The sequence below is a fragment of the Pseudomonas marginalis genome, assembly GCF_024169655.1.
GTDB lineage: Bacteria > Pseudomonadota > Gammaproteobacteria > Pseudomonadales > Pseudomonadaceae > Aquipseudomonas > Aquipseudomonas paraveronii.
Window position 1 is genome coordinate 5,518,143 of sequence record NZ_JALJWV010000001.1, and the last position, 21,782, is coordinate 5,539,924.

Below are 21,782 nucleotides of genomic sequence, written 5' to 3' on the forward strand. Positions count from 1 at the left end.
CGCTCATTTGCCCCCATCCCCCATGTCTGCTAGTGTCGCGCCGGTTTACCGTCTACCGGAATAGCCGCCATGGCCCGCAAAAAAGTTGCACTCGATTTCGAACAATCCCTCGCCGACCTGCAAACCCTGGTCGAGCGTCTGGAGAACGGCGAGTTGTCGCTGGAAGACTCGCTGACCGCGTTTGAACAAGGCATCGGCCTGACCCGTGACTGCCAGAGCGCGTTGGCGCAGGCGGAGCAGAAGGTCCAGGTGTTGCTGGAACGCGACGGGGAGTTGGCTGAAGAACCTTTCGATGCGGAACAGCCGGAATGATCGACGCGTATCAGGCCAGTAGCCAAGCCCGGGTCAATGCGGCGCTGGAGCCCTTGTTTGTTGCGCCAAGCCCCGAAATCAAACGTCTCTATGAGGCCATGCGCTACAGCGTCATGAATGGCGGCAAGCGTGTGCGCCCGTTGCTGGCGTATGCGGCATGCGAAGCCCTCGGCGCGCCCGCCGAACAAGCCAATGGCGCGGCCTGTGCGGTGGAGTTGATTCACGCCTATTCGCTGGTGCATGACGATTTGCCGGCGATGGACGACGATGACCTGCGTCGCGGTCAGCCGACCACCCATAAAGCCTTTGACGAAGCCTGCGCGATTCTCGCCGGTGATGGCCTGCAAAGCCTGGCGTTCAGCGCGCTGCTGGACCCGAGCTTGAGCAGCGTGAACGCCGAGATCCGTTTGCGCATGGTCACTGCCCTGGCGGTGGCCGCAGGCCCTGCCGGTATGGTCGGTGGCCAGGCCATCGATCTTGGTTCGGTGGGCCAGAAGCTCGATCAACCGGCACTCGAACACATGCACCGGCACAAGACCGGCGCCCTGATCGAAGCCGCCGTCCACTTGGGCGCCCTGGCCAGTGGTCGTGCCAACGCCACGCAATTGGCGGCCTTGCAGGTCTACTCCCGGGCCATCGGCCTGGCGTTCCAGGTGCAGGACGACATTCTCGACGTAGAAAGTGACACCGCCACCCTGGGCAAACGCCAGGGTGCCGATATCGCACGGGACAAACCGACTTATCCTGCGCTGCTCGGGCTGGATGCCGCCAAGGCTTACGCCCTGGAACTGCGCGACCAGGCCCTGGCCGCCCTGCGACCTTTCGACGCGGCGGCCGAGCCCCTGCGTGACCTGGCGCGGTACATCGTCGAACGTCGCTACTGATAACAGCGGCCATTACGGCCGCATATCGGTCAAGTTCGGCGCTCTGCGTGGGCAGTTTGCGATGCTTGAGGTAAACTGCCGCCTCTTCTATACCTATAACGATTCGCCTGATGCCCACGACGTTTCAAGAGATTCCCCGCAAACGCCCGTCCACGCCCCTGCTCGACCGTGCTGCCACGCCGGACGGCCTGCGGCGTCTGGGTGAAACCGAGCTGGTAACCCTGGCCGATGAATTGCGCCTGGAATTGCTCTACACGGTCGGCCAGACCGGTGGGCATTTCGGTGCCGGCCTGGGCGTCATCGAGCTGACCATCGCGCTGCATTACGTGTTCGACACCCCGGACGACCGGCTGGTGTGGGACGTGGGCCATCAGGCGTATCCGCATAAAATCCTCACCGGCCGTCGCGAGCGCATGAGCACCCTGCGCCAGAAGGACGGCATCGCCGCCTTCCCGCGCCGCTCGGAGAGCGAGTACGACACCTTTGGCGTCGGCCACTCCAGCACCTCGATCAGTGCCGCACTGGGCATGGCGATTGCCTCGCGCCTGCAAGGCAGCGATCGCAAGGCGATTGCAGTGATCGGTGACGGCGCGCTGACCGCCGGCATGGCCTTCGAGGCGCTGAACCATGCGCCGGAAGTAAACGCCAACATGCTGGTGATCCTCAACGACAACGACATGTCGATCTCGCGCAATGTCGGCGGCCTGTCCAACTACCTGGCGAAGATCCTGTCCAGCCGGACCTACGCCAGCATGCGTGAAGGCAGTAAGAAAGTGCTGTCGCGCCTGCCCGGCGCGTGGGAAATCGCCCGCCGCACCGAAGAATATGCCAAGGGCATGCTGGTGCCCGGCACGCTGTTCGAAGAGCTGGGCTGGAACTACATCGGCCCCATCGACGGCCACGACCTGCCGACCCTGATCGCCACGCTGCGCAACATGCGTGACCTCAAAGGCCCGCAGTTCCTGCACATCGTCACCAAAAAAGGCAAAGGCTTCGCCCCGGCGGAAGTCGACCCGATCGGTTACCACGCGATCACCAAGCTCGACCCCCTGGACGCGCCGGCCGCCGCGCCGAAAAAAGCCAGCGGGCCGAAGTATTCCGGTGTGTTCGGCGAGTGGCTGTGCGACATGGCCGCCGCCGACCCGCGCCTGGTGGGGATTACCCCGGCGATGAAGGAAGGTTCCGACCTGGTGGCGTTCAGCGAGCGTTTCCCGCTGCGCTACTTCGACGTCGCCATCGCCGAGCAACACGCGGTGACGTTCGCCGCCGGCATGGCCTGCGAAGGCGCCAAGCCGGTGGTGGCGATCTACTCCACCTTCCTGCAGCGCGCTTATGACCAGTTGGTGCACGACGTCGCGGTGCAGCACCTCGACGTGCTGTTCGCCATCGACCGCGCCGGCCTGGTCGGCGAAGACGGCCCGACCCACGCCGGCAGCTTCGACCTGTCCTACCTGCGTTGCATCCCCGGCATGCTGGTGATGACGCCGAGCGACGAAAACGAACTGCGCAAGATGCTCAGCACCGGCCACCTCTACAACGGCCCGGCCGCCGTGCGCTACCCGCGCGGCACCGGCCCGAATGCAGTGATCGAAAAAGACCTGGCGCCGATCGAAATCGGCAAGGGCATCGTGCGACGCCAAGGCAGCAAGACCGCATTCCTGGTGTTCGGCGTGCAACTGGCCGAAGCCCTGAAAGTGGCCGAGAAAATCGACGCCACCGTGGTCGATATGCGCTTCGTCAAACCCTTGGATGAAGCCCTGGTGCGCGAGATCGCCGCTAGCCATCAATTGCTGGTGACGGTCGAAGAAAACGCCATCATGGGCGGTGCCGGAGCGGCGGTCAGCGAGTTCCTGGCACGCGAGAACATCCTCAAGTCGGTGCTGCATCTGGGCTTGCCGGACATGTACGTCGAACACGCCAAGCCGGCGCAGATGCTCGCCGAGTGCGGCCTGGATGAAGCCGGGATCGAGGCGTCGGTACGCGAACGTATGGCGCTGCAGGGCCTGTAGAAACCGGATCAAAATGTGGGAGGGGGCTTGCCCCCGATGGCAGTGGGTCAGTGACAGATACGTTAACTGGTACACCGCTATCGGGGGCTAGCCCCCTCCCACATTGGTTTTGTGCCAACTTTCAACGCTGTGGACAGCCATGAATCATCTTCGCCTTGTCCTGCCCTTGCTGCTTCTGCCAGCCCACGACCCGCTCGCCGACACCCGCGACCAGGCGCTGAAACTCCCCGACGTGGTCATCAGCGCCAACCGCCAGGTCCAGGCGCGCAACGACAGCAGCGCCGCCAACACCGTCTTTACCCGCGACGACATCGACCGCCTGCAACCCACCAGCCTGACCGACCTGCTCAGCCGCGTGCCCGGCGTGCAAGTGGCGCCCACCGGCGGCCGTGGCAGTTTGCCGGGCATCTATATACGCGGCACCAAGTCCGCGCAAAGCCTGGTGCTGGTGGACGGCCAGCGCATCGCCAACGCCACCTCCGGCGACAGCGGCCTGCAGTACCTCAACGTCGATCAGATCGAACGGGTCGAAGTGCTGCGCGGCTCGCGCTCGGTGATCTACGGCAGCGATGCGATAGGCGGGGTGATCCAGGTGTTCACCCGGCGCAATGCCGAACAGGGCCTGCAGCCACGCCTGAAGCTGGGCTTCGGTAGCCACCAGAGCTGGGAACGCAGCCTCGGGCTGTCCGGCGGCGACGAACACACGCGCTTCAACCTGGGCGCGAGCCTGGATGAAACCGCCGGCATCAACTCGACGCGCACCTCGTTTCCCAGCGATGGCGACCATGATGCCTACCGCAACCAGTCCGTCAGCCTGAACCTCAGCCACAGCTTCAGTGACGAATTCGAAGCCGGTTTCAATCTGTTGGATAGCCGCGGCAAGTCGGAGTACGACAACAGTTTCGGTCGCTATGACGTCGCCACCATGCAGACCGTCGGCCAAAAACCCTACACCGACTACGCCGTGAGCAGCGCCAGCGGCTATGTCGACGCCAAGCTCACCGAGCGCTGGCAATCGCTCCTGGAGCTGGGCCACAGCGAGAACCGCGATACCAAGCGCGATACGCTCAGCGATGAGTTCAGCGTGTTCAACACCTACCGCGACTCGCTCAACTGGCAGAACGACCTGACGCTGAATGACCGCAACAGCCTGATCCTCGGCGGCGACTGGTACGAAGACCGCTTCCACGGCTCCACCACCTTCACTGAAAACAGCCGCTGGAACCGCGCCGCGTTTGTGCAGCATCGGTTCCACAGCGCATGGTTTTCCACCGAACTGGGCCTGCGCCATGACCAGAACCAGCAGTTCGGCAGCCAGAACAGCTGGAGCGGCACCCTCACCGTGCCGATCAATCCCGACAACGATGTGCTGCTCAGCTACAGCGAAGGCTTCCGTGCGCCGACCTTCAATGATCTCTATTACCCGGACACGCAGTACAGCAACCCCAACCTTCAGCCCGAGACATCGAAGAGTTACGAACTGCAATGGCGCAGCCAACTCGGCGACCACACGCGCCTGGAAGCCTCGCTGTACCGCACCGACTTGAGCGACGCGATCATCCTCGACGGCGGCAAACCGCAAAACGTCGCAGCGGCGCGGATCAATGGCTTTGAAGGCGCACTCAAGCACGAACTGTTTGGCTGGCAGGGCAACCTGGGCGTCTCGTTCATCGACCCGCGCGACCGCGACAGCGGCCACACCCTGGCCCGCCGCGCGCGACGTACCCTAAGCCTGGACCTGGATCGGCAATTCGATCAACTCGGCGTGGGCGCGAGCTGGCAGGCGATCAGCAGCAGCTACGACGACGAAGCCAATCGCAATCGCCTGAGCGGTTATGCCTTGCTCGGGCTGCGCAGCAGTTGGGCGGTGAGTCGGGAGGTGGCGCTGTCGCTGAACGTCGATAACCTGCTGGACAAGACTTACGCACGGGCGCGTTACAGCTATGACGATCCGGCGTTCCTGAACAATCAGGACTATCGGGAAGAAGGCCGGGTGTGGAAGGTTGGGGTGACCTGGACGCCGGCGCTCTGATCGAAACGTCGGTTTGCCTGCGATTGCCTCAGCGGTTCGGCGCAATCACCTGACACAACCGCGCCAACGCCTCCAGCATCTGCCCACTCGGCCGCTCCAGGCCTTTATCCGGCACCAACAGCAACCACCCCTGCGCCACCGCCGCCACCTGCGGCCAGGCTTTCCAGGCATCCAACTGCGGCTGATCCGCCGCCAGAATCACCTCGGGATTGCGCTGCAACACCGACTCGATGCTGACCTGCGGCGCGGGCAGCGTGAGGTCGTCGAACACATTGCGTGCGCCGCACACACTCAGCGCATCGCTGATGATCTGCCCACCGCCCACGGTGTACAGCGGCGGGCTCCACACCTGGTAAAACACCCGCAAGGGCTCGGCACGTTGATAGCGCTGGCGCAACCCGGCCAGGCGCTGGCGCAACTGCGTAGACAATTGCCGGCCGGCGTCGGCGCGCCCCAGTCGCTCGGCGATGGCCTGGACCTGCTGGGTCAGTTGTTCGAGGTTATGGGGTTCGGCGACATAGACGGGGATATTCAGGCGCTGCAACTGTTCACGTTGCGCCGGGCCGATACTGCCGGGCCAGAGCAGGATCAGGTCGGGCTTGAGGCTGAGCAAACGCTCGATATTCAATTGCCCGTAGCGGCCTACCGACGCCACCTTCGCCAGCGCCACCGGCCGATCGCCGCCGTCGAGCACGCCCACCAGCAGGTCGGCAGCGCCCAGTTCAACCACGATTTCCGACAGCGACGGCGCCAGGCTGACCACCCGCTCGACCGCCAGCACCTGGGCACCGAACGCCAGCAGCAGGACCGCCAGCCAGCGAAGCCTCATCCCAACTGACGCGGGATGCGGTAGAGGTAAAACAACACCAGGGTCGACAGCACGAGCAGAAACAACGGCACCGCTTCCAGGCCGACAAACACCGCCAGCGCGCCAATCCAGGCCGGCACGGCAGCAATCAGCAAGGCCATGCGGCGACGGGCGGCAAGGGTGAGCCAGGCTGCCGGCTCCTCGGCGGTATCGAGGGCTTTGGACGTGGCGATCAACGCATGTTTATAGCCATGGAAATACCGCAGGCTGAGAAACATCGAGGCCACGCCGGCAATGAAGAACGGCATGGCCAGCACCGGCAACAGCGGCTCGGCCCGACCGAACAACAGGTTGATCACGAACAAAGGCAGCAACGCGAGCGCCAGGTATTGCCACCAATTGAAGGTCAATCGCCGTTTCACCTGGCCTCGGGTCACGCGCGGTCGACCTCGCCCTGATGCTCGTTGCCCATCATGTGGTCGAGCTTGCTGGCTTTGGTCGCCAGGTAGAGCTTGTTGTGCGGGTTGTGCCCGGTGTGCAGCGGCACGCGCTCGGCGACGGTGATGCCCATCTCGGTCAAGGCTTTGACCTTGCGCGGGTTGTTGGTCATCAGGCGCAGGGATTTCACGCCCAGGTGCTCCAGCATCGGCAGGCAGATGCCGTAGTCACGCTGGTCAGCGGCAAAGCCCAGGCGCTCGTTGGCTTCAACGGTGTCGGCGCCGCCATCCTGCAACTCATAGGCGCGGATTTTGTTCAGCAGGCCAATGCCACGACCTTCCTGGCGCAAGTACAGCAAGACGCCACGGCCTTCATGGGCGATGGCGCGCATCGCGGCTTCCAGTTGCGAACCGCAGTCGCAGCGCTGGCTGAACAGCGCGTCACCGGTCAGGCACTCGGAGTGAATGCGACCAAGCACCGGCGCGCCATCGGCGATATCACCCAGGGTGAGCACAACGTGCTCGCGCCCGTTGGCGCCTTCGAGGAAGCCATGCATGGTGAACGAGGCAAAAGGGGTAGGCAGCTTGGAAGCAGCGACGAAAACGACGGGCACCGTGTGCTCCTGATTTCAGATTTCACAGAGGCACGCATTGTAACAGCACGTTCCTACAGACGCTTAAGCTGAATTTTCACTGATAAAGATCAATCGGTTCGATTGGCCTTCGTCTCGGTTCTATGCAAGCCAGAACACTGGCTCAGGATGTCTCGCGAAAATGCTGATAGCCGCGAATGGCCGGGGTGATGTCGTGCCCGTTCGCGTCGAGCAGTGTCACACCCTGCCCCGCCTCGACCCGACCGATCACATGCACCGGCCAGCCGTCCGCCAGCAACGGCGCGAGCTCGGCCGGCGGCAGGGTGAACACCAACACGTAGTCGTCGCCCCCACTCAAGGCCGCCACCCGCGCCGCGTCATCGCCGACAAACGCGAGCAAAGCCTGAGACAACGGCAGCGCCTGGCGCTCGACAAGCAGGCTGACAGCCGATGCCTTGGCGATATGCCCACAATCGGCCAATAACCCGTCGGAGATATCCATCGCAGACGTCGCCTTGCCCCGAAGAGCCACCCCCAAGGCCAACTGCGGTTGCGGCGACCAGTAATGCGCCAGCAGCGGATCAGCGATGCTGGCCTCGGCGCTGCGCTGGCCCAGTACCAACGGCAACGCGCCCGCCGCGTTGCCCAATTCCCCGCCCACACACAGCAAGTCACCCGGCCGCGCACCGCTGCGGGTCAGCGCCTGGCCGGCCGGTACGCGGCCGAACACGGTCATGGTCAGGCTCAGCGGCCCGCGCGTGGTATCGCCGCCGACCAGGCCCACGCCGCAGTTCTGCGCCATGGCGTTCAAACCCTGGGCATAGCGTTGCAGCCAGTCGGCATCGACGGTGGGGGTGGTGAGGGCCAGGGTAAATGCGACAGGGTGGGCGCCCATGGCGGCCAGATCGCTCACTGCCACGGCCAGCGAGCGCTGGCCGAGCAGGAACGGATCACAGGGGTCGGCAAAATGCACGCAGGCCACTAAGGTATCGGTGGAGATTGCCAACTGCTCCCCAGCGGGGAGCGCCAGCAAGGCGCAGTCATCGCCGATCCCCAGGGCAATGCCCTCGCCGCCCTGCGCACAGGGCGCGGCGGCGAAGTATTTGCGGATCAGCTCAAACTCGCCCATTCAGGACTCAAGCGCAGGTTAGCGCTTGTACGCCTTCACTTCGGCTTCACGCAGGCGCGGGGCCAGCTTGTCGAGCACGCCGTTGACGAACTTGTGACCGTCGGTCGAACCGTAGACTTTCGCCAGTTCGATACCTTCGTTGATCACCACGCGGTACGGCACGTCGACGCGCTTGAGCAGTTCCCAGGTGGACAGGCGCAGTACGGCCAGTTCAACCGGGTCCAGCTCTTCGATAGTCAGGTCCAGACACGGCGTCAATGCAGCGTCGATCTCGGTCAGGTTGGCCGGAACACCGTGCAGGATGTCGTGGAAGTAACTCTGGTCGGCGAAGGCGAAGTCATTGTCGACGCGAAATTGCGCTTCGATTTCGTTCAGCGAAGTGCCGGCCATGTGACGCTGGTACAGCGCCTGGGTGGCGAGCTGACGGGCAGCACGGCGCTTTTCGCTTTTCGATGGCTTACCGGCGTCCGCCGGACGCTCGTCGCGCGGGTTGAAACGATCGCTCTCGTCGGAAATCACTTGGCCTCCAACTGCGCCAGCAGGCTGACCATTTCCAGGGCGGACAGGGCAGCTTCAGCACCTTTGTTACCGGCCTTGGTGCCGGAACGTTCGATAGCTTGTTCGATCGAATCCACGGTCAGCACGCCGAAAGCAACCGGTACGCCGAACTCCATGGATACCTGGGCCAGGCCCTTGGTGCATTCGCCAGCCACGTATTCGAAGTGCGGCGTGCCGCCACGAATGACCGCGCCCAGGGCGACGATCGCCGCGTATTCACCGCGTTGCGCAACTTTTTGCGCAACCAGTGGAATTTCGAAGGCGCCAGGGGCACGGATGATGGTGATGTCGCTCTCGCTCACACCGTGGCGAACCAGGGCGTCCACGGCACCGCTTACCAGGCTTTCAACCACGAAGCTGTTGAAGCGGCCAACCACCAGGGCATAGCGGCCTTTGGGGGCAATGAAGGTACCTTCGATGGTCTTCAGGGTCATTCGACAAATCTCTTAAAGAGCCGGGACGCTAAAAGTGCGTCCCTCAGTGATGATTTAACCGCGAACAAGGCGCAACAATCGCCAGCCTTTATTCGGAGGGCACGTATTCTACAACTTCCAGATCGAAACCGGATATCGCATTAAATTTCATCGGTGCGCTCATCAGGCGCATTTTGCGCACGCCAAGGTCGCGCAGGATCTGCGAACCGGCGCCGACGATGCTGTAGGTGGTCGGCGTTTTGACCTGGGTTTGCTCGGCAGACTCGCGAATATGCGCGAGCAAGACGTCGCCATCCACCTGGTTACCCAGCAACAGCACCACCCCACTGCCGGCCTCGGACACCGCAGCCATCGCGGCGCGCAGGCTCCAGCGCCCGGGTTGCTTGACCATCAACAGGTCGCGCAGCGGGTCCATGTTGTGGACGCGCACCAGGGTCGGTTCGTCGGCGCAGATGGTGCCCAGGGTCAGCGCCATGTGGACGTCGCCTTCCACCGAATCACGGTAGGTCACCAGGTTGAATTGGCCCAGTTCGCTGTCCAGCGGCTGCTCGGCAATCCGCTGAACGGTACGTTCGTGGATCATCCGGTAGTGAATCAGGTCGGCAATCGTGCCGATCTTGAGGTTGTGTTCGGCGGCGAAGGTTTCGAGCTCGCTACGACGGGCCATGGTGCCGTCGTCGTTCATCACTTCGCAGATCACCCCGCTCGGCTCGAAACCGGCCATGCGCGCCAGGTCGCAGGCGGCTTCGGTGTGGCCGGCACGGGCCAGGGTGCCACCCGACTGCGCCATCAGCGGGAAGATGTGACCCGGGCTGACGATGTCTTCGGCCTTGGCGTCTTTCGCAGCAGCCGCTTGCACGGTGCGCGCACGGTCGGCGGCGGAGATCCCGGTGGTCACGCCCGTGGTGGCCTCGATCGACACGGTGAACTTGGTGCCGAACCCGGAACCGTTGCGCGGCGACATCAGCGGCAGCTTGAGCAACTCGCAGCGCTCGCGGCTCATGGGCATGCAGATCAACCCACGGGCGTGCTTGGCCATGAAGTTGATGTGCTCGGGTTTGCACGCCTCGGCGGCCATGATGATGTCGCCTTCGTTCTCACGGTCTTCGTCATCCATCAGGATGACCATCTTGCCTTGGCGGATGTCTTCAACCAGTTCTTCGATGCTATTGAGCGCCACAGGGCACCCCCTTGGTCAGGATTTCAGGTAGCCATTAGCGGCCAAAAAACTTTCGGTGATGTTCCCGGCAGGCTTTTGTCGAGAGTCAGACTCTGCGGCCTTATCGCCCAACAGAAGGCGCTCCAGGTAACGGGCAAGCAAGTCGACTTCCAGGTTCACCCGGCGACCTGGCTGGTACGACGCCATGATGGTTTCGCTCAGGGTGTGAGGAATGATGGTCAGTGCGAATTCGGCGCCGTCCACGGCGTTCACGGTCAGGCTGGTGCCATCGACGGTGATCGAGCCTTTGTGGGCGATGTACTTGGCCAGCGCCTTGGGCGCACGGATGCGGAACTCGACAGCGCGGGCGTTTTCGCTGCGGGCCACCACTTCGCCGACGCCGTCGACGTGGCCGCTGACCAAGTGACCGCCCAGGCGCGTGGTCGGGGTCAGGGCTTTTTCCAGGTTGACCGGGCTGCCGGCCGCAAGATCGCTCATCGCCGTGCAGTCCAGGGTTTCCCGGCTGACATCGGCGGCAAAGCCGTTGCCCGGCAAGTCGACGACGGTCAGGCAGACGCCGCTGACGGCGATGCTGTCGCCCAGCTTGACGTCGCCCAGGTCGAGCTTGCCGGTGTCAACCAGCAGGCGCACGTCGCCGCCCTTGGGGGTCATGGCACGGATGCTGCCGATGGATTCGATAATGCCGGTGAACATGGCCTTCTCCTGGAAAACGGGGCGGGCGCTTGAGCGCCCGGTCAGAATTATACGCTCGCTGCTGGCACAGGGATGGCAGTGACTCGCCAGTCATCGCCCACAGCGCGCATTTCAGTGATCTTGAGTTGGGGCGCGTCGGCCAGTTTCTCAAGCGGCCAGTCCAGCAAAGGCCGGGCCGCAGAGCCGAGGAACTTGCCGGCGACGAAAATCACGTATTCGTCCACCAGGCCCTGCTGGGCGAACGCGCCCGCCAGGCTTGGGCCGGCTTCCACCAGCACGTCGTTGACACCACGGGCCGCCAACGCCACCAGCGCCGAGCGCAGGTCGACCTGGCCATCGACACCGGGCACAACGAGGCACTCGGGGCCACGGGGAAACTGGTTTTCCGCCGTGACGCAGGTAATCACCAGCGCCGGGCCGGCCTTGAAGAACGGCGCATTGAGCGGCACCCGCAGGCGCCCGTCGATCAGCACACGCAGCGGCGGACGCGACATGGCCAGGGCGGTGGTTTCTGCGTCCAGGCCGAGTTCGGCGGCGCGCACGGTCAGCCGAGCGCCATCGGCCAGCACGGTGTCGGCGCCGGTCAGCACCACGCTGGCCTCGGCGCGCAGGCGCTGCACGGCGGCGCGGGCGGCGGGGCCGGTGATCCATTGGCTCTCGCCGCTGGCCATAGCGGTGCGGCCGTCCAGGCTCATCGCCAGCTTGACCCGCACAAATGGCAGGCCGTGTTCCATACGCTTGAGGAAACCTTTATTGAGCGCCCGCGCATCCACTTCGAGCACACCGCTGTGTACTTCGATGCCGGCCTGGGCCAGGCGCTGCATACCGCGTCCGGCGACGTCCGGGTTGGGGTCCTGCATCGCCGCGACCACCCGCGCCACCCCGGCACTCACCAGCGCATCGGCGCACGGCGGGGTGTGACCGTAATGGCTGCAGGGCTCGAGGGTGACGTAGGCCGTAGCGCCGCGGGCTTTGTCAGCGGCAGCGCGCAAGGCATGCACTTCCGCATGGGGCTCGCCGGTACGCACGTGCCAGCCTTCGCCGACGATCTGCCCGTCACGCACGATCACGCAGCCCACACGCGGGTTGGGATGGGTGGTGTACAGGCCGTTGCGCGCCAATTCGAGGGCGCGGGCCATGTAATGGGCGTCGAGGACAGCCTGTTCAGCAGAAGGTGGGTTCATTTTTTGACCGGCTCACGGGCCAGGCGGTCGATCTCTTCGCGGAACTCATTGAGGTCCTGGAAGCGTCGATACACCGAAGCGAAACGGATATAGGCGACTTCGTCGAGCTTTTGCAGCTCGCCCATCACCAGCTCTCCAACCACCAGGGACTTGACCTCGCGCTCGCCGGTCGCGCGCAACTGGTGCTTGATGTGCGCCAGCGCCGCCTCCAGCCGCTCGACACTCACCGGGCGTTTTTCCAGGGCGCGCTGCATACCGGCGCGTAATTTTTCTTCGTCGAAAGGCTGGCGGCTGCCGTCGGACTTGATCAGACGTGGCAATACCAGTTCGGCGGTTTCGAAGGTGGTGAAACGTTCACCGCAGCCAGAGGCCAGGCATTCGCGCCGGCGACGCACTTGATCGCCCTCGGCGACCAGACGCGAGTCAATGACCTTGGTGTCGTTGGCACCGCAGAAGGGACAGTGCATGGTGGCAGGCAACAAAAAAAGGGAGGGCCATGGTAGCGCATCCCCGTGGCAAGACAAGCCATAGCCTTTGCGGTATATAGGCTGACGATTATGTTTCATGTTTTTTAAGCCACGGATATTGTCCTTTCTGGAGCCGTACATGCAGTTACGACCACTCGTTTTACTCACCTTGTTCGGTTTTCTGGTCGCCTGCAGCAGCGAAGCCCCGAAACCGTCGACGCCGCAACCTCAGCCGGCCCAAGAGAAAAAAGTCCCCGGCATTGAAGACCTCGGCCCGCTACCGGCCTACCAGCGTGAAATCAACGGCAGCCTGACCAACGTGCCCGCCGGCGCCGAAGTCGAGATGGCGCTGTTGGTGATCGACGACCGCAGCCGCCCGCAACAACTGCTCGCCAGCAGCGTGCTGAGCGGCAACGGCAAACCCCTGGCCTTCCGCCTGCGCTTCAGCCCCGACGCGTTCCCTGCCGGTGCGCGGGTTGAACTGCGCGGGCGCGCCAGCCAGTCCGGCCAGTTGATCCTGCACCTGCCCGCCGTGCGCATCACCCAGGCGATCACCCAGACCACCGGCCCCCTGCAACTCGTCACAGCACCATGACGCCACCGCAGGACCTGCAACGGGCGCTGAGCGAACTGATCGGCGACGCACACCTGGTGCCCTGCCCGCTGCCGGGCACCGACCTGGCGTTGTGGCTGCTCGACGCCGACAACATGGACCGCGCCTTCAGCCCCGAAGAAACCCGGCGCATCCTGCATGAGCCGCCCTACTGGAGTTTCTGCTGGGCCAGCGGCCTGGCACTGGCGCGCTACCTGGCGGCGAACCCGACGTGGGTCGCGGGCAAGCGCGTGCTGGATTTTGGCGCCGGCTCCGGCGTCGCCGGGATTGCCGCCGTCAAAGCCGGTGCGTTGGAAGTGGTGGCCTGCGACCTTGATCCGCTGGCGTTGGCGTCCTGCCGGGCGAATGCCGAACTCAATGGGGTTGAACTGGGTTATTCGGCGGACTTTTTCGCCGAGGCCGACCGTTTCGACCTGATCCTGGTGGCCGACGTACTCTACGATCGCGCCAACCTGCCGCTGCTGGACCAGTTCCTCACGCGCGGGCGTGAAGCGCTGGTGGCGGATTCGCGGGTACGGGATTTTCAGCACCCGGATTATCAGCGCCTGGCGATACTGGAGGCGCTGACATTGCCGGACTTGGCGGAGCCTTGGGAGTTTCGCAAGGTGAGCCTGTACCATTCGCGGCGCCAGCCCTTATAGTTGCCCCATTCCCGCTTTATTCGAGACGCCCCATGAGTGAGCCCACGCCGTATATCTTCGACGCCACCACTGCCACGTTCGACCAGGCGGTGATCCAGAACTCCTTCGAAAAACCCGTGCTCGTGGACTTCTGGGCCGAATGGTGCGCGCCGTGCAAGGCGTTGATGCCGATGCTGGCGAAAATCGCCGAGAGTTATCAGGGCGAGTTGCTGCTGGCCAAGGTCGATTGCGAGGCCGAGCAGGACATCGTTGCGCGCTTTGGTATTCAGAGCCTGCCGACGGTGGTGCTGTTCAAGGACGGCCAACCGGTGGACGGATTTGCCGGGGCGCAGCCGGAGTCGGCGGTGCGGGCGATGCTCGAACCTCACGTGCAGATGCCGCCGCCAGCCGCGGCGGCCCCACTGGAGCAGGCCCAGACGCTGTTTGCCGACGGCCGCATCAGCGAAGCCGAAGCCGTGCTGGTCGCGCTATTGGGCGAGGACAACAGCAACGCCGCCGCGCTGATTCTGTACGCACGCTGCCTGGCCGAACGCGGTGAACTGGGTGAAGCCCAAGCCGTTCTCGACGCCGTGAAGAGCGACGATCACAAAGCCGCCCTCGCCGGCGCCAAGGCGCAAATCACTTTCCTGCGCCAGGCGGCCGACCTGCCGGACGCCGCCGACCTGAAAAGCCGCCTGGCGCAAAACCCGCAGGACGATGAAGCCGCCTATCAGTTGGCCATTCAGCAACTGGCGCGCCAGCAGTACGACGCCGCGCTGGAAGGCTTGCTCAAGCTGTTTATCCGCAACCGTAGCTACAGCGAGGGCCTGCCGCACAAGACCTTGCTGCAGGTGTTCGAACTGCTGGGCAATGATCACCCACTGGTGACCGCATACCGCCGCAAGCTGTTCGCCGCGCTGTACTAATCGCCCTGTAGGAGCGAGCTTGCTCGCGAAAAACTCAAGGACACCGCATTCATTCAGGATGGGCGCGTTGTGGTTGACGCTCTTCGCAAGCAAGCTCGCTCCTACGAGGGATCAATCCAGGTATAGAGCGGCGTATCACCGCCGCTGCTGACCTTGACCTGGCCGCTATGGCGCAGGCGCACCAGCAGGCGCTTGCCTGCCGCCGCATCGCCGGCCAGTCCTTCGAGTTGATCGAGCAATTCCAGCCCATTGAGCTGGCCGGCGGCGCGCAACAGGTCCTGAGCGCTCTGCCACAGGTCATCATTGTGCTTGACCGTAACGGCCGGCGCGGCGGTCGCGCTGGCCACGGGCGTCGCCTGCAACTGCGCGCTCAGTCGCGCCCAATCAGCGTCATCGAGCTCCAGGGTCAAGTCCACTGGCAGGTCGCCGACGGTTCCACGAATTCGCAACATCGTCCTTACTCCTGCATTTTTCCGACGGGCATGCTCCCATGCGGCTTGCGCAACGCCAAGCGGACGGTCAAACTCTCGGCATTATTGTTATAAGATTACATAACATAACTTTCATGTTCTGGAGCTTCCCCATGCGCCGTCTGCTGCTTGCTTTGCCGTTTGCCCTGCTGCCACTGGCTATCGCCCACGCCGCTGACGAGCATGATCATGAGCACGCCAGCCTCGGCGCCCATGAACACGGGGTCGGCCGTCTCAATGCGGTGCTCGACGGCCAGGCCCTGGAGCTTGAGCTGGACAGCCCGGCGATGAACCTGGTGGGTTTCGAACACCTGGCCAGCAGCGCCGCCGACAAAGCCAAGGTCGCCGCCGTGCGCAAACAGCTGGAAAATCCCCTGGCCCTGTTCAACCTGCCCAAGGCCGCCGGTTGCGTGGTCAGCACCCAGGAACTCAACAGCCCGCTGTTCGGCGACAAGCCCGAAGTCGAGCATGACGACGACGACAATGACGACCACGCCACCGACAGCAAAGGCGTGGCTGCCCACGAGCATCATCACGACCACAGCGAAATCCACGCCCACTACCAATTCACCTGCGCCACGCCGACGGCCTTGAGCAACCTCGACCTGAGCCAAGTGTTCAAGACCTTCCCCGCCACCCAGAAAATTCAGGTACAACTGATCGGCCCGAGCGGCCAGCAAGGTGTGGAAGCGACGGTCACAGCAGCCACCCTGAAGTTCTGAGTAGCCATGAGCCACGCATTGATCGAACTGTCCGACCTGGGCTTCAACTGGCCCGGGCACCCACAGTTGCTGGACATCCCCGCGTTTCGCCTGGAACTGGGGGAGACCCTGTTTCTCAAAGGCCCCAGCGGCAGCGGCAAGACCACCCTGCTCGGCCTGCTGGGCGGCGTGCAGACACCCGGCCGAGGCAGTATCCGCCTGCTCGGCCAGGAACTGACCGACCTCTCGGCCGGTGCCCGCGACCGTTTTCGTGTCGACCACACCGGCTACATCTTCCAGCAGTTCAACCTGCTGCCGTTCCTGTCGGTGCGCGAAAACGTCGAGCTGCCGTGCCACTTTTCCAAGCTGCGCGCGCAGCGGGCCAAGCAGCGCCACGGCAGCGTCGACCAGGCCGCTGCGAGCTTGCTCGCGCACTTGGGCCTGAAGGACAAGGATTTGCTGGAGCGCCGCGCCGACTCGCTGTCCATCGGCCAGCAACAACGGGTGGCCGCCGCCCGTGCGCTGATCGGCCAGCCGGAGCTGGTGATCGCCGACGAGCCGACCTCGGCCCTGGACTACGACGCCCGCGAAGCCTTCCTGCAACTGCTGTTCGCCGAATGCCGCGACGCCGGCGCCAGCCTGTTGTTTGTCAGCCATGACCAGAGCCTGGCCCCACTGTTCGACCGCCACCTGTCGCTGGCCGAACTCAATCGCGCCGCCACGCCCGCAGAGGTTTGAGATGTATCTGTTCCGTCTAGCCATGGCCAGCCTGGCTAACCGCCGCTTTACCGCGATCCTCACCGCCTTCGCCATCGCCCTTTCGGTGTGCCTGCTGCTGGCCGTGGAGCGGGTACGCGTTGAAGCGCGCAACAGTTTCGCCAGCACCATCAGCGGCACCGACCTGATCGTCGGCGCGCGCTCCGGCTCGGTCAACCTGCTGCTGTATTCCGTGTTCCGCATCGGCAACGCCACCAACAACATCCGCTGGGACAGCTACGAACACTTCGCCGCCAGCCCCCAGGTGAAATGGGCCATTCCGATTTCCCTCGGCGACTCCCATCGCGGCTACCGGGTGATGGGCACCAACGCGTCCTACTTCGAGCACTACCAGTACGGCCGCAAGCAAAACCTCGAACTGGCCAGCGGCCGCGCCTTCGCCACCGATCCGTTCGAAGTGGTGCTCGGCGCCGAAGTCGCCGAAGCGCTGCACTACAAGCTCGGCGACAAGCTGGTGCTGGCCCACGGCGTGGCGGTGGTCAGCCTGGTCAAGCACGATGACAAACCGTTCACCGTGGTCGGCATCCTCAAGCGCACCGGCACCCCGGTGGACCGCACGCTGCATATCAGCCTCGGCGGCATGGAAGCGATCCATATCGACTGGCACAACGGCGTGCCGGCCCAGGGCAAAGGCCGCATCAGTGCCGATCAGGCGCGCAACATGGACCTGACCCCGCAAGCGATCACCGCCTTCATGCTCGGCTTGAACAACAAGATTTCCACCTTCGCCCTGCAACGCGAGATCAATGAATTCCGCGGCGAGCCGATGCTGGCGATTCTGCCCGGCGTGGCGCTGCAAGAGCTGTGGAGCATGATGGGCACTGCGGAAAAGGCATTGTTTGTGATCTCGCTATTCGTGGTGCTGACCGGCTTGATCGGCATGCTCACCGCGATTCTCACCAGCCTCAACGAGCGCCGTCGCGAAATGGCGATCCTGCGCTCGGTGGGCGCACGCCCGTGGCATATCGCGACGCTGCTGATCTTCGAAGCCTTTGCCCTGGCGCTGTCCGGCGTGATCGCAGGCGTGGGTTTGCTGTACGTGTGCATCGCGGCTTCGCGCGGGTATTTGCAGGCCAACTACGGCCTGGACCTGCCGATGGCCTGGCCCAGCGAATATGAGTGGACCTTGCTCGCCGGTATCCTGGCGGCGGCGCTGCTGATGGGCAGCGTGCCCGCGTGGCGTGCCTATCGACAATCCTTGGCCGATGGCCTGTCCATACGTTTATGAGGAAGGCTTCGATGCGTCGCGCCCTGTTTACCCTGTTGTTGCTGCTGGCCGCACCCGCCTGGGCGGAGGATCAGCCCAAGGATTTGTCCTGGCAGGAGATGATTCCGCCGGACGCGCCGCCGGAAATCCCCAATATGAAACCGCTGCACGACCTGTCGAAGATGGCCGATGCCTTGTCGGTCGAGGCCGCACCAGCGGCCAAGCAGGACTTGCCCAACGCGCCGGTGGTGCAGAGCCTCGACGGCCAACATATCCGCCTGCCGGGCTATATCGTGCCGCTGGAGGTCAGTGAAGAAGGCCGCACCACCGAGTTCCTGCTGGTGCCGTATTTCGGCGCGTGCATCCACGTACCGCCGCCGCCGTCGAATCAGATCGTGCATGTGAAAAGCGAAGTCGGCGTAAAGCTCGATGAGCTGTATCAGCCGTATTGGATCGAGGGCGCGATGCAGGTCAAACCGTCGTCCAGTGAGTTGGCTGACGCGGGCTATCAGATGGACGCCGAGAAGATTTACATCTACGAATTACCGGAATAGCGCTTATCACCCTTTCATTGAGCTGCGTCAAAAGACCAAGCGGAACGATCTTTACCATTGGATGTACAACCTTTAAATGTCCTCTGGAGCTCCCATGAACAAGTCCCTGCTCGGTGCGTCCCTCTTCGCCCTCGCTCTCGCTGCCCCCGTTGCCCACGCTTACGAGGCCGGTGACATCCTGGTTCGTGCCGGTGCAATCACCGTGAACCCGAATACCGACAGCGGCAACGTCAAAGTTGACCAGGGCCCATCGACCGGCGCCAACCTGGGTGGCAAGGCGACCTTGAGCAGCGACACGCAACTGGGTCTGAACTTCGCTTACATGTTCACCAGCCACTGGGGTATCGAACTGCTGGCGGCCTCCCCGTTCTCGCATGACGTGAAGCTCAAGGGCACCTCCGTGGGCGCAGCCAACGGTAAGCTTGGCTCCCTGAAACAACTGCCGCCAACCCTGAGCGTCGTGTACTACCCGCTGGACAGCGCGTCGAAGTTCCAACCGTATGTGGGTGCCGGTATCAACTACACCTGGATCTATGACGAGAGCCTCAGCGGCAGCGCGAAACAAAGCGGTTTCAGCAACTTCAAGGCCGACAACTCCTGGGGCTGGGCCGCACAGATCGGTGCTGACTACATGATCACCGACAAGTGGATGATCAACGGCCAGGTCCGTTATATCGATATCAGCACCACGGCCACCGTGGAAAACAACGGTCTGGGCCCAGGCACTCGCGCCAAGGTCAATGTTGACGTTGATCCATTCGTTTACATGGTCGGTATCGGCTACAAGTTCTAAGCGATATTTCACAAACACCGCAAAACCAATGTGGGAGGGGGCTTGCCCCCGATAGCGCGGCGTCAGTCAACAGATTCATTGACTGAGCCACCGCTATCGGGGGCAAGCCCCCTCCCACATTTTGCTTTGGGGTGTTTCAGCTACGGCGGTAGAACCGATCCAGCAACGCTGGCAACCCCGCTCGCCACGCCCGCGGCTTGATGCCGAAGGTATGCAGGATTTTCTTGCAGGCCAGCACCGCGTGTTGTGGTTCTTCACCGGCATCCGGCCGAGCCGCATGGGCCTGGGCGGTGGGGGCTTCGATGGCCAGCGCACGGAAGCTGCGCGCTTCGGTGAGGATTGCCTGGCCCAGCGCCAACGGCGTGGTCGCCTCGTGACCGGCGTAGTGATAAGTGCCCCACAGCGGCGCCGCGCAATCGAGTTGCTTGAGCACGGAGATGATCACCCGCGCTGCATCGTCCACCGGCGTCGGGTTGCCGCGACGGTCGTCGGCCATCAGCAATTCTTCAGTCTTCTCGGCCCGCGCCAGGAAACGCCCGAGGGTGCCGTCGACACTGTCATCCAGCAGCCAGCCAAAGCGCAGCAACACATGTTGCGGGCACGTGGCGCGCACGCTCTGCTCGATACGCCACAACGCCTGGCCGCGCAGGCCCAGGGGCACCGGCTCGTCCTTTTCGCTGTAGGCGGTGGCGCGGGAGCCATCGAACACGCGGTAGCTGGACGGTTGCAGCAAGGTGATGTTGTGGTGCTGGCACAGTTCGGCCAGGCGTTCAATCGCAGACTCCTGGGCGGCCAGACGGCTTTCGCTGACCGCTTCGGCCTGGAACCAGTCGAAATAGTAGGCGAGGTTGATCAACGCATCGGGACGGGTGTCGTCGAGCAATTGGGTAAGGCTCGCGGCATCCCAGCCGTCTTGGGGCGGTTTGGGGGCGAGGAAACCGATGTCTTCCTCTGCACCGAGGCGAATCAGCGCCTGCCCGAGGGCATTCCCGCCGCCCAATAACATAAGGCGCATTCGCATAGATTGAGCAGGCCCGGTCTGTTTGGAACGATGGTTAGTATCGACAGGCGTTTGAGCCTTGCCGTGGGTGTTTGCCAGAATCGTTGCATTTTGCGGGTTTGTAGCGCAACCGTCACGGATAAACTGCGGGCTTGCCAGGTATTGCTCGCCGCAGTAGCTGAACACGTGATTGCCGATAAAGCTCTGGCCTACGCAGCGGGTGACGAGGCATCTTTGATGGATGGTTTTCAAATCAATCAGTTAGCAAAAGTCTGATAGCACTTGACCTGTTTGATTCTGCACGATGACGTATTAACGGCGAGGCGTTCTGCATGATTCACACGCCAAACCGGCTGCGGTACTCGCTGGGCGCCAGGCCGGTGATTTTCTTGAACGTGGCGCGAAACGCGCTGGGGTCCTGATACCCCACGGTCCAGGCGATATGGTCGATGGTGCCATTGGTGAATTCGAGCATTTGCCGGGCCTTGCCGACTCGCAGGTGCTGGCAATATTCAGTGGGTTTCAAACCCGTCGCGCCGCGAAAGCGCCGCAGGAACGTGCGCTCTTCGAGGCCCGCCTGCTGCGCCATCGCCACCACCGAGACATCCACCGCGCCGCTCGCTTGCAACCAATGCTGGACCTTCAGGATCGCGCCGTCGCCATGCCCGAGAATCGGCGCGAAGTTGCTGCCGCACTGGCTGGCGCTGTCGCTGTGTTCGATCACCAAAAAGCGCGCCGTGTCCGCCGCAACGCTCGGCCCCATGAGGCGGTCGACCAAGCGTAGGCCCAGCTCGGACCACGCCATCAGCCCGGCGGTGGTGATCAGGTCGCCGTCATCGACGATGGGTTTATCCGCTTCCAGACGTACCGCCGGGTAACGCGCAGCGAAGGTGCTGGCGGAAGACCAGTGGGTAGTGGCGCTGCGCCCGTCCAACAGACCACTGCGCGCCAGCATGATCGAGCCGATGCACACGCCACCGAGCACGGTGCCCGCTGCGTGTTGCTGACGTAGCCAATCCAGCAGCGCGGGGGGCGTCTGTTCCTCGGTGAATTCGCCAATCGACGGTGGCACCAGCACGGCCATCAGTGGCTGGCCTGGGCCGGGATGGCTGGCGAATATGCGCACGGGCGTGCCATCCGGCGCCACCTGCCAATGACTGACCCGCAGCAGCGGCAATTGCGCGGATTGGTGGGCTGCGGCGATCCGATTGGCCACCCCGAACAGATCGGTCAAGCCATGCACCGCCGCCAGTTGCGCGCCTTGGTAGATCAACACACCCAGCTCGATGATCGAGCGCTCCACGGCCATTGTCAGTTTTCCCCCTGTTATTGTCGGTGCAGCCAATCCCCGCTCTGCGCGCCAGCTAAGATACTGGCCCCATCAACCCATCACGAGGCAAC

26 protein-coding genes are annotated in these 21,782 nt (G+C 63.5%); 13 read left to right on the forward strand and 13 right to left on the reverse strand.

Features of this window, described 5'->3' with window-relative positions:
* The first annotated feature begins 69 nt into the window (after positions 1-69).
* From J2Y83_RS25445 to J2Y83_RS25460, 4 genes are all read left to right on the forward strand, one after another.
* The gene (locus tag J2Y83_RS25445) at positions 70-312 is read left to right on the forward strand and encodes an exodeoxyribonuclease VII small subunit (RefSeq protein WP_003176346.1); all 243 of its coding nucleotides are present in this window, start codon (positions 70-72) and stop codon (positions 310-312) included.
* On the forward strand, positions 309-1,196 hold the full coding sequence (gene ispA / locus J2Y83_RS25450; protein ID WP_253399516.1) for a (2E,6E)-farnesyl diphosphate synthase: 888 nt from the start codon (positions 309-311) through the stop codon (positions 1,194-1,196). The genes J2Y83_RS25445 and ispA overlap by 4 nt, the downstream gene beginning before the upstream one ends.
* 110 nt (positions 1,197-1,306) lie before the next feature.
* Positions 1,307-3,205: a 1-deoxy-D-xylulose-5-phosphate synthase gene (dxs, locus tag J2Y83_RS25455; RefSeq protein ID WP_253399533.1), complete on the forward strand. Its 1,899-nt coding sequence runs from the start codon at positions 1,307-1,309 to the stop codon at positions 3,203-3,205.
* 139 nt (positions 3,206-3,344) lie between these two features.
* Positions 3,345-5,237: a TonB-dependent receptor domain-containing protein gene (locus J2Y83_RS25460; RefSeq protein ID WP_253399535.1), complete on the forward strand. Its 1,893-nt coding sequence runs from the start codon at positions 3,345-3,347 to the stop codon at positions 5,235-5,237.
* A 28-nt stretch (positions 5,238-5,265) separates the two neighbouring features.
* Here the strand turns inward: J2Y83_RS25460 and J2Y83_RS25465 are convergent, their stop codons facing one another.
* The 10 genes from J2Y83_RS25465 to nrdR all read right to left on the reverse strand — a co-directional run bounded on the left by J2Y83_RS25465 (position 5,266) and on the right by nrdR (position 12,720).
* Positions 5,266-6,066 (reverse strand): cobalamin-binding protein, encoded by an 801-nt coding sequence (locus tag J2Y83_RS25465; RefSeq protein ID WP_253399537.1) that lies wholly within the window; start codon positions 6,064-6,066, stop codon positions 5,266-5,268.
* Positions 6,063-6,482, reverse strand: a complete 420-nt coding sequence (locus J2Y83_RS25470) for an MFS transporter (RefSeq protein ID WP_247408200.1) — start codon at positions 6,480-6,482, stop codon at positions 6,063-6,065. The genes J2Y83_RS25465 and J2Y83_RS25470 overlap by 4 nt, the downstream gene beginning before the upstream one ends.
* The gene (gene ribA, locus J2Y83_RS25475; protein WP_247408202.1) at positions 6,479-7,096 is read right to left on the reverse strand and encodes a GTP cyclohydrolase II; all 618 of its coding nucleotides are present in this window, start codon (positions 7,094-7,096) and stop codon (positions 6,479-6,481) included. The genes J2Y83_RS25470 and ribA overlap by 4 nt, the downstream gene beginning before the upstream one ends.
* A gap of 142 nt (positions 7,097-7,238) precedes the next feature.
* Complete coding sequence (gene thiL, locus J2Y83_RS25480; protein WP_253399539.1) at positions 7,239-8,204, reverse strand: thiamine-phosphate kinase; 966 nt, start codon at positions 8,202-8,204, stop codon at positions 7,239-7,241.
* 18 nt (positions 8,205-8,222) lie between these two features.
* Positions 8,223-8,723 (reverse strand): transcription antitermination factor NusB, encoded by a 501-nt coding sequence (nusB, locus tag J2Y83_RS25485; protein ID WP_247408426.1) that lies wholly within the window; start codon positions 8,721-8,723, stop codon positions 8,223-8,225.
* Positions 8,720-9,196 (reverse strand): 6,7-dimethyl-8-ribityllumazine synthase, encoded by a 477-nt coding sequence (gene ribH / locus J2Y83_RS25490; protein WP_017849577.1) that lies wholly within the window; start codon positions 9,194-9,196, stop codon positions 8,720-8,722. The genes nusB and ribH overlap by 4 nt, the downstream gene beginning before the upstream one ends.
* 88 nt (positions 9,197-9,284) lie before the next feature.
* Positions 9,285-10,376 (reverse strand): bifunctional 3,4-dihydroxy-2-butanone-4-phosphate synthase/GTP cyclohydrolase II, encoded by a 1,092-nt coding sequence (ribBA, locus tag J2Y83_RS25495; protein ID WP_253399541.1) that lies wholly within the window; start codon positions 10,374-10,376, stop codon positions 9,285-9,287.
* 15 nt (positions 10,377-10,391) lie between these two features.
* Positions 10,392-11,069, reverse strand: coding sequence for a riboflavin synthase (locus J2Y83_RS25500; RefSeq protein ID WP_253399543.1), 678 nt, complete (start codon positions 11,067-11,069; stop codon positions 10,392-10,394).
* A gap of 47 nt (positions 11,070-11,116) precedes the next feature.
* Positions 11,117-12,253, reverse strand: a complete 1,137-nt coding sequence (gene ribD / locus J2Y83_RS25505; RefSeq protein ID WP_253399545.1) for a bifunctional diaminohydroxyphosphoribosylaminopyrimidine deaminase/5-amino-6-(5-phosphoribosylamino)uracil reductase RibD — start codon at positions 12,251-12,253, stop codon at positions 11,117-11,119.
* Positions 12,250-12,720: a transcriptional regulator NrdR gene (gene nrdR, locus J2Y83_RS25510; protein WP_253399552.1), complete on the reverse strand. Its 471-nt coding sequence runs from the start codon at positions 12,718-12,720 to the stop codon at positions 12,250-12,252. Before nrdR ends, ribD begins: the two co-directional genes overlap by 4 nt.
* 139 nt (positions 12,721-12,859) lie before the next feature.
* On the opposite strand from nrdR, the gene J2Y83_RS25515 reads away from it, so the two are divergent.
* Genes J2Y83_RS25515 through trxA form a run of 3 tightly spaced genes read left to right on the forward strand, consistent with a single transcriptional unit; the run spans position 12,860 to position 14,879 of the window.
* Positions 12,860-13,315 carry a YbaY family lipoprotein gene (locus J2Y83_RS25515; RefSeq protein ID WP_253399554.1) on the forward strand — a complete coding sequence of 152 codons (456 nt, stop codon included), beginning with the start codon at positions 12,860-12,862 and terminating at the stop codon, positions 13,313-13,315.
* Entirely contained in the window at positions 13,312-13,974 is a 663-nt protein-coding gene (locus J2Y83_RS25520; protein ID WP_253399556.1) for a class I SAM-dependent methyltransferase, read from the forward strand. The genes J2Y83_RS25515 and J2Y83_RS25520 overlap by 4 nt, the downstream gene beginning before the upstream one ends.
* Positions 13,975-14,006: 32 nt before the next feature.
* Positions 14,007-14,879, forward strand: coding sequence for a thioredoxin (trxA, locus tag J2Y83_RS25525; protein ID WP_253399558.1), 873 nt, complete (start codon positions 14,007-14,009; stop codon positions 14,877-14,879).
* Between the two features lie 101 nt (positions 14,880-14,980).
* On the opposite strand, the gene J2Y83_RS25530 is transcribed toward trxA, so the two are convergent.
* The gene (locus J2Y83_RS25530; protein WP_253399567.1) at positions 14,981-15,331 is read right to left on the reverse strand and encodes a hypothetical protein; all 351 of its coding nucleotides are present in this window, start codon (positions 15,329-15,331) and stop codon (positions 14,981-14,983) included.
* A 131-nt stretch (positions 15,332-15,462) separates the two neighbouring features.
* Here J2Y83_RS25530 and J2Y83_RS25535 point away from each other — a divergent pair, with 131 nt between their 5' ends.
* From J2Y83_RS25535 to J2Y83_RS25555, 5 genes are all read left to right on the forward strand, one after another.
* On the forward strand, positions 15,463-16,071 hold the full coding sequence (locus J2Y83_RS25535) for a DUF2796 domain-containing protein (protein WP_253399569.1): 609 nt from the start codon (positions 15,463-15,465) through the stop codon (positions 16,069-16,071).
* Between the two features lie 6 nt (positions 16,072-16,077).
* Complete coding sequence (locus J2Y83_RS25540) at positions 16,078-16,788, forward strand: ABC transporter ATP-binding protein (protein WP_253399570.1); 711 nt, start codon at positions 16,078-16,080, stop codon at positions 16,786-16,788.
* Between the two features lies 1 nt (position 16,789).
* Positions 16,790-18,055, forward strand: coding sequence for an ABC transporter permease (locus J2Y83_RS25545; protein WP_253399571.1), 1,266 nt, complete (start codon positions 16,790-16,792; stop codon positions 18,053-18,055).
* 11 nt (positions 18,056-18,066) lie between these two features.
* Positions 18,067-18,588, forward strand: a complete 522-nt coding sequence (locus tag J2Y83_RS25550) for a DUF3299 domain-containing protein (protein WP_253399572.1) — start codon at positions 18,067-18,069, stop codon at positions 18,586-18,588.
* Between the two features lie 94 nt (positions 18,589-18,682).
* Positions 18,683-19,381 carry an OmpW/AlkL family protein gene (locus J2Y83_RS25555; protein ID WP_253399573.1) on the forward strand — a complete coding sequence of 233 codons (699 nt, stop codon included), beginning with the start codon at positions 18,683-18,685 and terminating at the stop codon, positions 19,379-19,381.
* A 136-nt stretch (positions 19,382-19,517) separates the two neighbouring features.
* On the opposite strand, the gene J2Y83_RS25560 is transcribed toward J2Y83_RS25555, so the two are convergent.
* Positions 19,518-20,402 carry a sugar nucleotide-binding protein gene (locus J2Y83_RS25560; RefSeq protein WP_253399574.1) on the reverse strand — a complete coding sequence of 295 codons (885 nt, stop codon included), beginning with the start codon at positions 20,400-20,402 and terminating at the stop codon, positions 19,518-19,520.
* 51 nt (positions 20,403-20,453) lie between these two features.
* Between J2Y83_RS25560 and J2Y83_RS25565 the strand changes: the two genes are divergently transcribed.
* Positions 20,454-20,657 (forward strand): hypothetical protein, encoded by a 204-nt coding sequence (locus J2Y83_RS25565; protein WP_253399575.1) that lies wholly within the window; start codon positions 20,454-20,456, stop codon positions 20,655-20,657.
* Between the two features lie 61 nt (positions 20,658-20,718).
* Here the strand turns inward: J2Y83_RS25565 and J2Y83_RS25570 are convergent, their stop codons facing one another.
* Positions 20,719-21,690, reverse strand: a complete 972-nt coding sequence (locus J2Y83_RS25570) for a GlxA family transcriptional regulator (RefSeq protein WP_253399576.1) — start codon at positions 21,688-21,690, stop codon at positions 20,719-20,721.
* Between the last annotated feature and the right edge of the window lie 92 nt (positions 21,691-21,782).

Coding starts and splice junctions, on each gene's coding strand:
- J2Y83_RS25445 (WP_003176346.1), top strand. CDS start 70: ATGGCCCGCAAAAAAGTTGCACTCGATTTCGAACAATCCCTCGCCGAC.
- ispA (WP_253399516.1), top strand. CDS start 309: ATGATCGACGCGTATCAGGCCAGTAGCCAAGCCCGGGTCAATGCGGCG.
- dxs (WP_253399533.1), top strand. CDS start 1,307: ATGCCCACGACGTTTCAAGAGATTCCCCGCAAACGCCCGTCCACGCCC.
- J2Y83_RS25460 (WP_253399535.1), top strand. CDS start 3,345: ATGAATCATCTTCGCCTTGTCCTGCCCTTGCTGCTTCTGCCAGCCCAC.
- J2Y83_RS25465 (WP_253399537.1), bottom strand. CDS start 6,066: ATGAGGCTTCGCTGGCTGGCGGTCCTGCTGCTGGCGTTCGGTGCCCAG.
- thiL (WP_253399539.1), bottom strand. CDS start 8,204: ATGGGCGAGTTTGAGCTGATCCGCAAATACTTCGCCGCCGCGCCCTGT.
- ribH (WP_017849577.1), bottom strand. CDS start 9,196: ATGACCCTGAAGACCATCGAAGGTACCTTCATTGCCCCCAAAGGCCGC.
- J2Y83_RS25500 (WP_253399543.1), bottom strand. CDS start 11,069: ATGTTCACCGGCATTATCGAATCCATCGGCAGCATCCGTGCCATGACC.
- ribD (WP_253399545.1), bottom strand. CDS start 12,253: ATGAACCCACCTTCTGCTGAACAGGCTGTCCTCGACGCCCATTACATG.
- nrdR (WP_253399552.1), bottom strand. CDS start 12,720: ATGCACTGTCCCTTCTGCGGTGCCAACGACACCAAGGTCATTGACTCG.
- J2Y83_RS25515 (WP_253399554.1), top strand. CDS start 12,860: ATGCAGTTACGACCACTCGTTTTACTCACCTTGTTCGGTTTTCTGGTC.
- J2Y83_RS25520 (WP_253399556.1), top strand. CDS start 13,312: ATGACGCCACCGCAGGACCTGCAACGGGCGCTGAGCGAACTGATCGGC.
- trxA (WP_253399558.1), top strand. CDS start 14,007: ATGAGTGAGCCCACGCCGTATATCTTCGACGCCACCACTGCCACGTTC.
- J2Y83_RS25530 (WP_253399567.1), bottom strand. CDS start 15,331: ATGTTGCGAATTCGTGGAACCGTCGGCGACCTGCCAGTGGACTTGACC.
- J2Y83_RS25535 (WP_253399569.1), top strand. CDS start 15,463: ATGCGCCGTCTGCTGCTTGCTTTGCCGTTTGCCCTGCTGCCACTGGCT.
- J2Y83_RS25540 (WP_253399570.1), top strand. CDS start 16,078: ATGAGCCACGCATTGATCGAACTGTCCGACCTGGGCTTCAACTGGCCC.
- J2Y83_RS25545 (WP_253399571.1), top strand. CDS start 16,790: ATGTATCTGTTCCGTCTAGCCATGGCCAGCCTGGCTAACCGCCGCTTT.
- J2Y83_RS25550 (WP_253399572.1), top strand. CDS start 18,067: ATGCGTCGCGCCCTGTTTACCCTGTTGTTGCTGCTGGCCGCACCCGCC.
- J2Y83_RS25555 (WP_253399573.1), top strand. CDS start 18,683: ATGAACAAGTCCCTGCTCGGTGCGTCCCTCTTCGCCCTCGCTCTCGCT.
- J2Y83_RS25560 (WP_253399574.1), bottom strand. CDS start 20,402: ATGCGAATGCGCCTTATGTTATTGGGCGGCGGGAATGCCCTCGGGCAG.
- J2Y83_RS25570 (WP_253399576.1), bottom strand. CDS start 21,690: ATGGCCGTGGAGCGCTCGATCATCGAGCTGGGTGTGTTGATCTACCAA.